The sequence below is a fragment of the Sphingomonas agri genome (assembly GCF_038148795.1).
GTDB classification, from domain to species: domain Bacteria; phylum Pseudomonadota; class Alphaproteobacteria; order Sphingomonadales; family Sphingomonadaceae; genus Sphingomicrobium; species Sphingomicrobium agri.
Genome location: NZ_JBAPEU010000001.1, coordinates 586,091 through 598,090, shown reverse-complemented (window position 1 = coordinate 598,090; position 12,000 = coordinate 586,091). Strand labels below are relative to the sequence as shown.

13 protein-coding genes are annotated in these 12,000 nt (G+C 63.6%); 6 read left to right on the top strand and 7 right to left on the bottom strand.

What is annotated here, in order from left to right; translation table 11 throughout:
• Nucleotides 1-160: 160 nt before the first annotated feature.
• Together V8192_RS03045 and V8192_RS03040 are read left to right on the top strand one after the other, a co-directional pair.
• Entirely contained in the window at nt 161-901 is a 741-nt protein-coding gene (locus V8192_RS03045) for an isocitrate lyase/PEP mutase family protein (RefSeq protein ID WP_341631575.1), read from the top strand.
• A 161-nt stretch (nt 902-1,062) separates the two neighbouring features.
• A complete protein-coding gene (locus V8192_RS03040) occupies nt 1,063-1,809 on the top strand; it encodes an isocitrate lyase/PEP mutase family protein (protein WP_341631574.1) in 747 nt (248 codons plus the stop codon).
• Here the strand turns inward: V8192_RS03040 and V8192_RS03035 are convergent.
• Together V8192_RS03035 and V8192_RS03030 are read right to left on the bottom strand one after the other, a co-directional pair.
• Nucleotides 1,806-3,005 carry an ABC transporter permease gene (locus V8192_RS03035; protein ID WP_341631573.1) on the bottom strand — a complete coding sequence of 400 codons (1,200 nt, stop codon included), beginning with the start codon at nt 3,003-3,005 and terminating at the stop codon, nt 1,806-1,808. The genes V8192_RS03040 and V8192_RS03035 overlap by 4 nt on opposite strands.
• Complete coding sequence (locus V8192_RS03030; protein WP_341631572.1) at nt 3,002-3,961, bottom strand: ABC transporter ATP-binding protein; 960 nt, start codon at nt 3,959-3,961, stop codon at nt 3,002-3,004. Before V8192_RS03030 ends, V8192_RS03035 begins: the two co-directional genes overlap by 4 nt.
• 53 nt (nt 3,962-4,014) lie before the next feature.
• Between V8192_RS03030 and queG the strand changes: the two genes are divergently transcribed.
• Nucleotides 4,015-5,079, top strand: a complete 1,065-nt coding sequence (gene queG / locus V8192_RS03025; protein WP_341632293.1) for a tRNA epoxyqueuosine(34) reductase QueG — start codon at nt 4,015-4,017, stop codon at nt 5,077-5,079.
• Here the strand turns inward: queG and V8192_RS03020 are convergent.
• Complete coding sequence (locus V8192_RS03020) at nt 5,040-5,390, bottom strand: hypothetical protein (RefSeq protein ID WP_341631571.1); 351 nt, start codon at nt 5,388-5,390, stop codon at nt 5,040-5,042. The two genes, queG and V8192_RS03020, sit on opposite strands and share 40 nt — an antisense overlap.
• A gap of 96 nt (nt 5,391-5,486) precedes the next feature.
• Here V8192_RS03020 and V8192_RS03015 point away from each other — a divergent pair, with 96 nt between their 5' ends.
• On the top strand, nt 5,487-6,479 hold the full coding sequence (locus V8192_RS03015; RefSeq protein ID WP_341631570.1) for an adenosine kinase: 993 nt from the start codon (nt 5,487-5,489) through the stop codon (nt 6,477-6,479).
• Between the two features lie 164 nt (nt 6,480-6,643).
• Here the strand turns inward: V8192_RS03015 and V8192_RS03010 are convergent, their stop codons facing one another.
• Both V8192_RS03010 and V8192_RS03005 read right to left on the bottom strand, forming a co-directional pair.
• Entirely contained in the window at nt 6,644-8,284 is a 1,641-nt protein-coding gene (locus V8192_RS03010) for an amino acid permease (RefSeq protein ID WP_341631569.1), read from the bottom strand.
• A 109-nt stretch (nt 8,285-8,393) separates the two neighbouring features.
• Nucleotides 8,394-8,771, bottom strand: a complete 378-nt coding sequence (locus V8192_RS03005; protein ID WP_341631568.1) for a histidine triad nucleotide-binding protein — start codon at nt 8,769-8,771, stop codon at nt 8,394-8,396.
• A gap of 48 nt (nt 8,772-8,819) precedes the next feature.
• Here V8192_RS03005 and V8192_RS03000 point away from each other — a divergent pair, with 48 nt between their 5' ends.
• Complete coding sequence (locus V8192_RS03000; protein WP_341631567.1) at nt 8,820-9,311, top strand: SspB family protein; 492 nt, start codon at nt 8,820-8,822, stop codon at nt 9,309-9,311.
• Between the two features lie 105 nt (nt 9,312-9,416).
• Nucleotides 9,417-10,811 carry a class II fumarate hydratase gene (gene fumC / locus V8192_RS02995; protein WP_341631566.1) on the top strand — a complete coding sequence of 465 codons (1,395 nt, stop codon included), beginning with the start codon at nt 9,417-9,419 and terminating at the stop codon, nt 10,809-10,811.
• A gap of 4 nt (nt 10,812-10,815) precedes the next feature.
• On the opposite strand, the gene V8192_RS02990 is transcribed toward fumC, so the two are convergent.
• On the bottom strand, nt 10,816-11,346 hold the full coding sequence (locus V8192_RS02990) for an acyloxyacyl hydrolase (protein WP_341631565.1): 531 nt from the start codon (nt 11,344-11,346) through the stop codon (nt 10,816-10,818).
• Nucleotides 11,347-11,400: 54 nt separating this feature from the next.
• Nucleotides 11,401-11,955: a DUF2585 family protein gene (locus V8192_RS02985; RefSeq protein WP_341631564.1), complete on the bottom strand. Its 555-nt coding sequence runs from the start codon at nt 11,953-11,955 to the stop codon at nt 11,401-11,403.
• Between the last annotated feature and the right edge of the window lie 45 nt (nt 11,956-12,000).

Genomic DNA, 12,000 nt, shown 5'->3' with positions numbered 1-12,000 from the left:
GGATGAGATTGCCCTAGCGGTGCTTCGGGGAATCCCGCGTGACAATGTTGTTGCACTTTTATGACAGCGGGCCGCAAGCTGGGCTCGTTCGGCAAACAGGAGAGTTGGGAAGCCATGTCCCGGCGCTCCGGCAAGACCTTCCAGGAAGGGAGCAAACGCCATGAGCAAGTTCGAGACTTTCGCCGGGCTGCATGTTCCGGGCGATCCCCTCATTCTGTACAATATCTGGGATGTCGGAAGCGCACTCGCGGTCATCGCGGCAGGGGCAAAGGCGCTTGCCACCGGAAGTCACCCGGTTGCTGACGCGAACGGCTGGCCGGACGGTCAGCAGGTACCGATTGATTTCGCCTTCGCGAACGCGAGGCGCATCGTCGATGCCGCCGAGCTTCCACTCACGGTGGATTTCGAAGGGGCCTATTCGGCCGATCCGGCCCAAGGCGCCGAAAATGTCGCAAAACTGAAACAGACCGGTGCGGTCGGCTGCAATTTCGAGGATCAGGTGATCGGCGGCGAAGGCCTTCATCCGCTCGATCTTCAGTCCAGGCGGATCGCCGCCATTCGAGGCTCGGTCGGCGATGACTTCTACATCAACGCGCGCACCGACCTGTTCCTCAAGACACAGACCTTTGACGATGTGCTCATCGAGAAGGTCATCGAACGGGGAAAGGCGTTCGCCGACGCCGGCGCGAGCGGCTTTTTCGTGCCGCGGCTCGCCGATCCCAGACAGATCGAACGCGTGGTCCGCGAGGTACCTCTGCCCCTCAATGTGATCGCCTTTCCCGGCGCGCCAGACAAGAAGATCTGGGCGCAGGCGGGCGTCGCCCGGATCAGCCATGGGCCCTTCCCGCACCGCGCACTCATGGCCAAACTTACCGAGATGGCCAGCGAGGCGATCAATTAGGACAGCGGGCGTCGCCCGGTGTGTGGGCGGGCCGGCAAGCAATGACCCCGACGCTTCCCGCCTGGCCATAAGCCAGGCTTGGGGGTTGATCGCAAGATTCGAGAAGCGAAGCGCGCCGCCCTGGGCCAAAGCGCTAGTTCCAACAGACGCCTGAGGCCCCGATGAGCAAGTTCGAAGATTTCGCCAGCCTTCATGTCGCCGGCGATCCGCTTGTGCTGTTCAACATCTGGGATGCAGGAAGCGCGCTTGCAGTCGCGAACTCCGGCGCCAGGGCGATCGCAACCGGCAGCGCCTCGGTCTCCATGGCCAACGGATTTGGCGACGGCGAGGAGGTCCCGATCGACTTTGCGGTCGCCAACGCGGCGCGGATCGTGAAGGCGGTGGAGCTGCCCGTCACGGTAGACTTCGAGGGCGGCTATGCAGTCGATGCGCGGGGCCTCAGCGCAAACGGGCGCAAGCTCTCCGAGACTGGCGCCATGGGGTGCAATTTCGAAGATCAGGTCGTCGGCACTGACCGCCTGTACGAGATTGCCGACCAGGTATCGCGATTGAGCGCGCTGCGGAGCGGCCTCGGGCGCGATTTCTTCATCAATGCCCGCACCGACCTGTTCCTCAAGGCCCGGCCCGAGCATCATGACGAAGCGCTTGCCGACCAGGCGATCGAACGCGGAAAGGCCTATGGAGACGCCGGCGCGAACGGCTTCTTCATCCCCGGCCTTGCAGATCTGCAGCTCGTCGAACGAATTTGCCGCACGCTCGATCTACCGGTCAATGCAATGCATCTGCCCGCGGGCCCAACTCGGGGCCAGTGGGCAAGTGCCGGTATTGCGCGGGTGAGCCACGGGCCGTTTCCGTTCATGGCGATGCAGAAATGGCTGGCGGACGAAGCCCGCGCCGCAGCCGCCTAGGCCCGGCCGAGGCGCCACCAGGGAAGCCGCGGTCCCGATTTCAGAACGGTCTTCCGGAACAGGCGCGATCCGAGACGAAGGATCATCGCGACCCAGAGGACTTGCCAGGCGATCGCCGCGAGATGTGGCCACAGTTGTGATTGCTCCGCTGCTCTGGCGAGCATTGCCATGGGCGAGGACAAGGGGAAGATCGCGGCGCCCAAACCGATCGCCGAATCGGGAGAGCCGATGGACTTTGCGGCAAAGCCGAAGATGAGGACCTGCGCGAAGGTGACAGGCATCGACATTGTCTGAACCTCGCGCGCGGTCGACGCCTGGGCGCCGATCGTCAGGAACACTGCTCCCAGGAGCAGATAGTTCATGCCGAAATAGACGATGGCGAGGGCGAGGAAGGCCGGCCAACCAACTGCCGGCGGAGCAAGGGTCTGAACGCCGCCCTGCTTGACGAACTGGATGATCAGCGCCCCTGCGCCGATCCACACGATGATGCCCAGAACCGATGCTGCGAGCATCGCGAACAGCTTCCCGACGAACATCGCGTCGATTGGCATTGCCGCGGCAATCACCTCGATGATCTTGTTCGATTTTTCCTCGATCAGCTGCGAAAGCACCATGCCGGACAGGAGGATGGTGAGAAAGAAGAGCAGCATCTGCCCATAAAGCGCGGTCTCCGCCTGGTCCTTCGCGAGCGAACTCCTGTTGCCCTCGACCTTCCTCACCGCAACCGGAGCCGCAGTATGGAGTTCGGGATGCTGCGCCGAGCTGATGAGGAGCCGGATCTGGGCAATCGCGGGGTCATCGTCTCCGGTTGATCCGACAATCTGCGGATGGTCGAGGCCGCCGCTCAGAACCGCTCGAACGGGGGGCTTCACGCTGGCGAGCAGGTGCTTCTGCTGCCTCGCAAGATCCTCTTCGGGCGAGTAGCCCACGAGGCCAACGATCGCGCCGTCTCCGACGGCCTGCGTCATCTGGTCGCGCGCCGTCGTCAGCCGCTCGAAGTCGGCTCGGGAACCGATCACCGCGACAACCGGCTGCTCGGCCTGACTTGCGACCGTGGCGCCGATACTTCCAAACACGCCGCCAAGAAGGAGGGGGAACATCGGCGCCAAGAGAAAGAAAATGAAAGCCTTTGAAAGAACCGTAGCCGAGAAGTCGCGCCGCGCGATCACGAACGCCGAGCGGATGAAGCGCATCATTCGCCCTTCTCCTTGCCCATCGCGGCGGCCGCGGCATTCCCGGCGATCGACACGAAGGCATCGTGAAGCCCCGGCCTCTCAATCGCCAGCGTCTCGATGCCTGCATTGCCCTCGATGAGGGCTTTGAGCAGTGGCTCGGGACCACCCCCCGGCAGCTCGAACACCCATTCGTCCCCTTCCCTGCGCGCGACGGGCGGAATTGCGGAGCGCCATGGCCCCTCACTCGCGCGGGTTCGCAGGCGTACGATCGGCCGAAGCCTTGCGCGGGCCTCATCGACGCGGCCTTCGAAGGCGACCTTGCCTTTGGCGATGATCGCGATCCGCTCGCAAAGACGCTCTGCGTGGGCAATGACATGGGTCGAGAAGATGACGGTGACGCCGGAGAGCGCTTCGCGCCGGATCAGCTCCTCCAGCCTCGCCTGGTTGATCGCATCGAGGCCTGCAAAAGGCTCGTCGAGCACGATGAGCCGCGGCTTGTGGATGATTGTCCCGAGAAGCTGAACGGTCTGCGCCATGCCCTTCGAGAGCGTGCGGATCGACTTTTTGGCCCAGTCGGAAAGATTATGTTCGGCGAGGAGAACATCGGCCCGGCGCCGGCCTTCGGCGATGGGAAGCCCTCGAAGCGCACCCATGAACGCGATCGCCTCGCGTGCGCTCATTGCCGGATAGAGACCACGCTCCTCCGGAAGATAGCCGATTTCCGGAGCAGCCTCGAGCGGCCGTTCGCGGCCAAGAACGAGCCTCGTGCCGCTCGATGGATCGATAATCCCCAAAAGGATCCGAAGCGTCGTGGTCTTGCCCGCGCCATTGGGACCAAGCAGCCCGTAAATGGATCCGGTGGGGACCGAGAGCGTGACGCCGTCGACCGCGCGAGTTTCGCCGAATTCCTTGACAAGATCGATCGTTTCGACGGCGACCCCGCTCGTCGCTGCAATGTCTGAGGCCTGACGAAGCACTGAAATTCCTACGGAAATCCCACGAGAGAGTGTAGGGACGCGCCGTGCATAGGGTGCAAAGCCTTGAGGAAGCAATAAGATCGCAGGCCACGCGACTGGGCTTCGCGGCATGCGGCTTCACGAGCGCCGATGCGGCCGACAATGCAGGCCTCGATCTCGAGCGCTGGCTGGAAGCGGGGCATCACGGCACGATGGGCTGGATGGAAACGCGCGCGCATCACCGGGTGTCGCCGCTCGCGCTCTGGCCGGAGGCAAGATCGGCAATCGCCCTCGGGATGAGCTACGCGCCGGCGGTCGATCCACTGGCACTTGCGGCCCACCCGGATATCGGGCGCATTTCGGTCTACGCCCAGGGCGGCGATTATCACAAGACCGTGAAAAAGGCGCTGAAGGCGCTGGCCCGCTTCATCGTCGATGAAGCTCCCTCCGAGCTCAAGGTATTCGTCGACACGGCCCCCGTGATGGAAAAGCCGCTCGCGCAGGCCGCAGGCATTGGCTGGCAGGGCAAGCACACCAACCTCGTCAGCCGGGAGCATGGCAGCTGGATGTTCCTCGGGGTGATCCTCACGAGCCTGAGCCTTCGTCCCGACGAGCCGGCGAGTGAGGCGCGGCATTGCGGCAGTTGTACGCGCTGTCTCGACGCCTGCCCCACGCAGGCGTTCATGGGCGCTCACCGGATCGATGCGCGCCGCTGTATCTCCTACCTCACGATCGAACATGATGGGCCGATCCCGACCGAACTTCGAACGGCGATGGGCAACCGCGTCTACGGCTGCGACGATTGTCTGGCCGTCTGCCCGTGGAACCGCTTCGCCGATTCGGCCGCCGCAAACCGGGCGTTCCTGCCCCGCGCGGAGCTTGCAGCGCCTCGCCTGTCGGACTTGCTCGCGCTGGACGATGCGGCATTTCGCGAGATGTTCGCCGGATCTCCGATCAAGCGTATCGGGATCAGGCGGATGATCCGCAATTGCCTCATTGCTGCGGGCAACAGCGGCGATGAGGCGCTTGTGCCCACCATCGAACGGCATCTTGCAGACCCAGATCCAGTCATCGCCGAAGCGGCCCGCTGGGCGCTCGATCAGCTCGGGTTTTCGAGCGCGGAGATGCAGGCCGCCTGATCTGAATCGGCGCCGTTGAGGCTTCGGGTATCGATGTGGGTGACGCGAAGCGTGCCGCCGCTTTGCGGATAGAGATAGGCGTCCAGTACGCAGCTGCGCCCCCGAAACTGGAGCTTGAGGCTGGTGCCTTCGCGAATCTGGAGCGCCGGCTTGCCGAAATGGCCCACGAGCTCGTTGGGCGTAAGTCCGTTGAGTTCGCCGCGCAATTGCGGCGCGGGCGGCGCAGGAGCGGGCTGCGCCACCTCCTCGCGCGGCGTGCGCATGCAGGCGGAAAGCAAGAGGACGGAGACGAGGGCGAATAAGCGGCGCATGAGGAGAGGATGCATCGCCAATCTCGCCGAAGCAATGTTGCGGCGAGGTGAACTCGCCGCTAGGCGCCGCCCATTCCAAAAAGTTCGGAGACCTGGATGCCCAACCCGCGCCTCGATGTCCTGTGCATCGGCAATGCCATTGTGGACGTGATCGCCAACGCTGACGACGATTTCCTGACGCGTGAGGGACTGGTCAAGGGTTCGATGCGCCTGATTGACGCCGACGAAGCGGAGCGCCTGTACGCGCACATGGGCCCCGCGCATCAGGTCAGCGGAGGCTCGGCGGGCAACACGGCCGCGGGCGTTGCGGCCCTTGGCGGCCGGGCGGGCTTCATTGGCCAGGTCGCTGTCGATCAGCTCGGCGACTTTTACCGGCACGATCTTACGACAGCCGGAGTCGAGTTCATTACGCCGGCGGCCGACGTTGGCGCACCTACCGCGCGGTCGATGATCCTCGTGACCCCTGATGGCCACCGGACGATGAATACCTTCCTTGGTGCAGCGCAGCACCTTCCAAAGGAGGCGCTCGAAGAGGGGCAGATTCGCGATTCGAAGATTCTCTACCTTGAAGGCTATCTTTGGGATCCCGAAACCCCGCGCTACGCGATGGTGCGAGCGATCGAGGTCGCGAGGGAAGCGGGACGCAAGGTCGCTTTCACCCTCTCTGACACCTTTTGCGTCGATCGACACCGCGATGGGTTCAACGAGCTGCTCGAGCGGCGGCGCGTCGATATCCTGTTCGCGAACCAGGCCGAGATCGAGGCGTTGGCCGGCGTTGCCCATCTCGAGACGGCCGTCGCCGCAATCGCGCCAAAGGTCGAAACGCTGGTTGTCACCCGCAGCGAGGACGGGGCATTGGCGGTTCGCGGCGAGGAGCGTGCAGAAGTTCAGGCCGAACCGATCAGGGAGCTCGTCGACACGACGGGCGCTGGAGACCTGTTTGCGGCGGGGTTCCTGTTTGGGATCGCCCGGGCAAAGGGATTGACCGAGTCGCTTCGGCTCGGCGCGATCGCTGCGGCCGAAGTGATCCAGCATTATGGTGCCCGTCCGGAAACCGACCTCAGGACCCTCGCAGCCCCCCTCGCCTAGCCCGCGTATCAAACGGGTGGACCGAGGCACCTGTTGGGAAGCCCGTACCTCAGGGCCAACACTCGGCGCCCACCTCGTCGGTCCTTGTCGCAACAAGCCGCGAGCGTATCGAGGGGGCCCAAGATCTGGAAGGGCGGCGCGGCCGTCACCCGCGCCCCCCGTATTTAGTCGCGGTCGGCCGGCGGAACCGGGGCACCCGGCATGGGCGCAACGCCGACCGAACCTGGCGCGTCGGCCGCGAGCTCGGGCACTTCCGTGACACCGCGTGCAAGGTGGCTCTGACGATAGCCGTAGAAGAAGTAGATGATGAGGCCGAGGATCGTCCAGCTGAGGAAGAGCAGCTTCGATTCCATGTTCAGGTTGACGAACAGGAGAATGCAGCCGGCAATCGACAGCGGGGCGACCAGGAAGAGGGCGGGAGTCCGGAATGGACGTGGCCGGTTCGGATCCCTCTTGCGCAGGATCATGACCCCCAGCGACACGGCGGCGAAGGCAAAAAGCGTGCCCGCGTTCGAATAGTCAGCGAGGGTGCCGACCGGCAGGAAGGCCGCAGCGATGGCGACGAAAACACCGGTCACGATCGTCACGATGTAAGGCGTCCGGAAGCGCGAGTGGACTGCGGAAAGTCGATCCGGCAGCAGACCGTCGCGCGCCATCACGAAGAAGATGCGCGTCTGGCCGTACATCATCAGCAGGACCACCGAGGGAAGGGCAATCGCCGCAGCAAGGCCAAGGAGGTTTCCAGCGAGCGGGCTCGATACCTGGCGAAGGATGTAGGCAAGGGCCTCCTTCGAGCAGACGGTGGGTGCGTGGGCGGCCTTGCAGGCTGCCGCCGCGTAAAGCTCCGGCGAGCCTTCCTTGAACGGAATGCCGGTCGCGGGATCGATGAGAGGCTGCGCTCCGTAAGCGCCGACGACGCCTCCGGCGACGAGGAGGTAGAAGACCGTGCAGATGAGAAGGCTTCCGATGAGGCCGATCGGCACGTTGCGCTGCGGGTTTTTCGTTTCCTCGGCAGCGGTCGAAACCGCATCGAAGCCGACATAAGCGAAGAAGATTGACGCCGCTGCCCCGAGGATGCCTGTCCCCGAGGAGCTCAGCGGATTCCCCCAGCCGCGCGGCGCGAATGGGTGAAAGTTGCTCGCATGGCCGCTGATCATCGGCAGCGTGATGACGAGGAACAAGCTCAGCGCCGTCACCTTGATGATGACCAGCACCGCGTTGAACGTCGCGCTTTCCTTGGTCCCGATGACAAGCAGGGTCGTGACGAAGCCGACGACGATCACGGCAGGAAGGTTGATGAGGCCGCCGACCTCGCCTCCCTGGAGAAAGCCCCATTGGATCGGAGGGCCCACCTTCAATGCGTGGGGCAGGTGAACTCCGATAGAATCGAGAAGGCCGCTGATGAATCCGGACCAGCCCACGGCCACCGCGCTCGCTCCGAGCGCATATTCAAGGATCAGCGCCCAGCCAACGAGCCATGCAACGATCTCGCCCATCACTGCATAGGAATAGGTGTAGGCAGAGCCCGCAACGGGGACCATCGAGGCCAGTTCGGAGTAACAGAGCGCGGCCAGCGCGCAGACCGTGCCCGCGACGATGAAGCTCACCATCATGCCGGGTCCGGCCTTCTGGGCCGCAGTTGCGGTCAAGACGAAGATACCCGTGCCGATGACGGCGCCGATGCCGAGCAATGTCAGCTGGAAGGCGCCGAGCGATCGCTTGAGCGACTTCTTCTCGGCAGTCGCAAGAATCTCGTCGAGCGGCTTGATCCGTCCGCGGCTGGCGCGCGGTGCTATAGTGGCCATCTCTCTCCCCTACCGGAAACGATTTGGTTGCGACCCTAGCGGCTGGCGGGCCAAGGGCAATCCCTTACGCATTAGCTTCGCTTGCGCCTGAACGCGCCGTGAAAGTTACCTAGCGCGCAAGCATTGGCCCCAGAGGCCGGCCTCCGAAGATGTGCACGTGGAGGTGCGGAACCTCCTGCCCGGAGTTCGGCCCGACATTGGCAAGGAGCCGATAGCCCTTTTCGACGAGGCCTGCATCACGGGCGATCTTGCCAACGGCGCGCACGAATCCGGCAATCTGAGCATCCGGGGCGTTCGAGGAAAAGTCATCCCAGGAAACATACGGCCCCTTGGGGATCACCAGCACATGAACGGGAGCCAGCGGGTTGATGTCATTGAAGGCAAGCGAATAGTCGTCTTCATAAACCTTGCTGGAGGGGATCTCGCCGCGAAGGATGCGCGCGAAGATATTCTCCTCGTCATAGGGGTCGGTGGCATTGATCGGCATTAGGCGGACTCCGCTTGACCGGGCTCGCCTGCCCGCTACCACAAAGACATGAGCGACGAGACTCCCGAGAGCCTCATTCCCTACGACGAAATCGTGCAGGACGCGCTGCGCGCCGTCGTCGGCCGCGTCCTTGGCGAGGTCGAACGCTCAGGGGGGCTTCCCGGGGACCATCATTTCTACATCACGTTCAAGACGAGAATGCCGGGGGTCGCGATCCCCAAGCATCTGCTCGAGCGGTTCCCCGACGAGATGACGATCGTCATCCAGCACCGTTTCTGGGATCTCAAGGTCGAGGACGAAAGCTTCACCGTCGGCCTGTCCTTCGGCGGAGTTCCCGCGACTCTTCACGTGCCTTTCGCTGCAGTGACGCAGTTCCATGATCCGGGTGTCGATTTTGCACTGACCTTCCAGGCGAACGCTGAAGGCGTCCCGCACGAGGAGCACGAGCAGGCGGAAAATGATCCCCCCGAAGCCGAAGCTGCCGAGACGCGGGAGGATGGCTCGAACGTCGTCAGCGTGGATTTCACGCGCAAGAAGTGATCGCCACCCGGACTTGATCCGGGCCCGGCCTGCCTCCAAAGCGCCAGCCGAAGACAAAGGCGAATGGCGCTCGAGGAAGGCCGGCCTGCCCAAAAGGATCCCTGCATGTCCACCCAGACCCGTACCGAGACCGACAGCTTCGGCCCCATCGAAGTTCCCGCCGATTCCTATTGGGGTGCCCAGACCGAGCGCTCGATCGGGAATTTTCCTTTCGGCGCGCGCGAGCAGATGCCGCTCGAGATCGTCCACGCGCTCGGCTTCATCAAGCAGGCCGCGGCACGCGTGAACGCGCGCATCGCTGGTCTCGATCCCAAAATTGCCGAAGTGATCCAGCAGGCTGCCGCAGAGGTCGCGCGCGGCGACCTCGACAGCCAGTTTCCGCTGGTCGTGTGGCAGACGGGCTCTGGCACCCAGTCGAACATGAATGCGAACGAGGTGATCGCCGGGCGCGCCAACGAGATCCTGACCGGGAAGCGGGGCGGCAAGTCTCCAGTCCACCCCAACGATCATGTGAACAAGAGCCAGTCGTCCAACGACAGCTTCCCAACGGCGATGCACATCGCCGCGGCACGGGCAGTGCACATGCGGCTGCTGCCTGCGCTCGCAGCGATGCATGAGCAGCTTTCCATGCAGGCGCAGCGATGGGATTCGATCGTCAAGATTGGCCGGACCCACCTTCAGGATGCGACGCCGCTGACGCTGGGCCAGGAGTTTTCGGGCTATGCGACGCAGATCGCCGACTGCATCGCCAGGGTCGAAGGCGTTCTTCCAAGAATCTTACGGCTTGCTCAGGGCGGCACCGCCGTCGGCACCGGCCTCAATGCCCCGGCGGACTTTGCCGAGCAGTTTGCCAAGGAAGTCTCAAGCCTCACCCACCTGCCATTCACCTCGGCGCCCAACAAGTTCGCGGAACTAGCCGCCCATGACACGATGGTGGAGCTTTCCGGCGTCCTCAACGTGATCGCGACAGCCTGCACCAAGATCGCCAATGACATCCGCCTGCTCGGCTCCGGTCCGAGGTGCGGCCTTGGTGAGCTCAAGCTTCCCGAAAACGAGCCCGGGAGTTCGATCATGCCCGGCAAGGTGAACCCGACGCAGGCCGAGATGCTGACAATGGTTGCTGCCCAGGTCGCCGGCAACAACGTGGCGGTCACCATCGGCGGCATGCAGGGCCACCTCGAGCTGAACGTGTTCAAGCCGATGATCGGGGCCAACGTGATCCGCTCGATCAACCTTCTTTCGATCGGCATGGAAAGCTTCACGGAGCGGTTGCTCGAGGGTACCGAGCCCGACGAAGACCGGATCGCGGAATTGATGAACCGGTCGCTGATGCTGGTGACGGCGCTCGCTCCCGAAATCGGCTACGACAATGCCGCCGCCATCGCCAAGCACGCGCACAAGAAGCGCCTCACGCTCAAGGAGGCCGGCCTCGAGCTCGGCCTCGTCGACGAAGCGACGTTCGACAGGGTGGTGAAGCCGGAGACGATGATCGGGCGCTAGTCGCCTAGATCGCGAAGTTCACTCGAACGCCCAGGTTGTCGATCCCGGGATTCTCCTTCCCGAACAACTGCGCGTGGCTCATGTGTACCCAGCTCGCCTCTATACTGAAACGCCTGCTCAGCCTTGTCCCGATGCCAAGCTCGGGCTCGAACAAGACGCGGCTCCCGAACGCGATCTTGTCGGTCCGGTAGAACTTGCCGGCGGAGCCGGTGTGAACGGCAATCCCGAGGCCAGGCCTCAGGTACCAGCCGCGACCGAGCGAGTATTTCGCGGCAATTCCAAGGGCGCCGTAATTGGTATTGCCTGCAGTGTTGACGGCGATGAACCCATAAGGCTCGAGAATCCCGCTCCAGAGATGGCCGATACGGCCACCGCGAAGGCCGAGCGAGAGGTCGACGCCGCTTTCGATCCCGGCATCGTCGAGCGGCGTCTTGACGTCATGAACGTGGACGCCGCCGAACAGCTCCGCCGCCTGCGCGCTGGATCCCAGGGCAGCCGCGATCGCCATTGCACCGAGCATTGCAACCGATTTCAAGAGCCTCTCCCGTCGAAGTGTTCTAGGACAACACTCCGTCCCGTCTTTGGTGCCTTAACGCTCGGCCTGCCACGCCTGCACCGCCTTATTGGGAGCGATTAACTCCCAGATGTTGAGCGTCAGGTTATCGCGGATGGTAAACAGCGGGATCACTTCGAGCGCAAGCACAAGCACGAGCGCAGCCCGGATGGGCAGCTTGCGGGCAAGCAGGAAGCCGAGCGCCATCATCGCGATATCCGAAAGGGAGTTGATGACGCTGTCGCCAGCGTAGCCAAGAGCCGCCGTGGTCGCGCGGTAGCGGTCTATGACAAGGGGCGTGTTTTCCGTGACCTCCCAGGCCGCTTCAACGAGAAGGGCGACGAGAAACCGCCGTTCGACCGGCCACCGGCGGGCGATCAGCCACAATAATCCATAGAAGAGGAGGCCGTGCACGATGTGGCTGAGGCTGTACCAGTCCGCGAGCATCTGGCTGGTCTTTGCGCTGTCGCGCTCGCCGACCCACAGCTGGACCGTACCGCAGGTGCAGATCGGGTTTCGGCCCATGGCGAGGAGCATCGCAGCGGCTGCAGCGAGGATGAGGATCGTAAGGAGCCAGGCCCGCCGGGACATTGGAGGGGATTAGCAGAAGGCTCCTGCTTGCAAAGATCGGCCATT

Coding starts and splice junctions, on each gene's coding strand:
- V8192_RS03045 (WP_341631575.1), top strand. CDS start 161: ATGAGCAAGTTCGAGACTTTCGCCGGGCTGCATGTTCCGGGCGATCCC.
- fumC (WP_341631566.1), top strand. CDS start 9,417: ATGTCCACCCAGACCCGTACCGAGACCGACAGCTTCGGCCCCATCGAA.
- V8192_RS03010 (WP_341631569.1), bottom strand. CDS start 8,284: ATGGCCACTATAGCACCGCGCGCCAGCCGCGGACGGATCAAGCCGCTC.
- V8192_RS03020 (WP_341631571.1), bottom strand. CDS start 5,390: ATGCGCCGCTTATTCGCCCTCGTCTCCGTCCTCTTGCTTTCCGCCTGC.
- V8192_RS03015 (WP_341631570.1), top strand. CDS start 5,487: ATGCCCAACCCGCGCCTCGATGTCCTGTGCATCGGCAATGCCATTGTG.
- V8192_RS02985 (WP_341631564.1), bottom strand. CDS start 11,955: ATGTCCCGGCGGGCCTGGCTCCTTACGATCCTCATCCTCGCTGCAGCC.
- V8192_RS03035 (WP_341631573.1), bottom strand. CDS start 3,005: ATGATGCGCTTCATCCGCTCGGCGTTCGTGATCGCGCGGCGCGACTTC.
- V8192_RS03040 (WP_341631574.1), top strand. CDS start 1,063: ATGAGCAAGTTCGAAGATTTCGCCAGCCTTCATGTCGCCGGCGATCCG.
- V8192_RS03005 (WP_341631568.1), bottom strand. CDS start 8,771: ATGCCGATCAATGCCACCGACCCCTATGACGAGGAGAATATCTTCGCG.
- V8192_RS03000 (WP_341631567.1), top strand. CDS start 8,820: ATGAGCGACGAGACTCCCGAGAGCCTCATTCCCTACGACGAAATCGTG.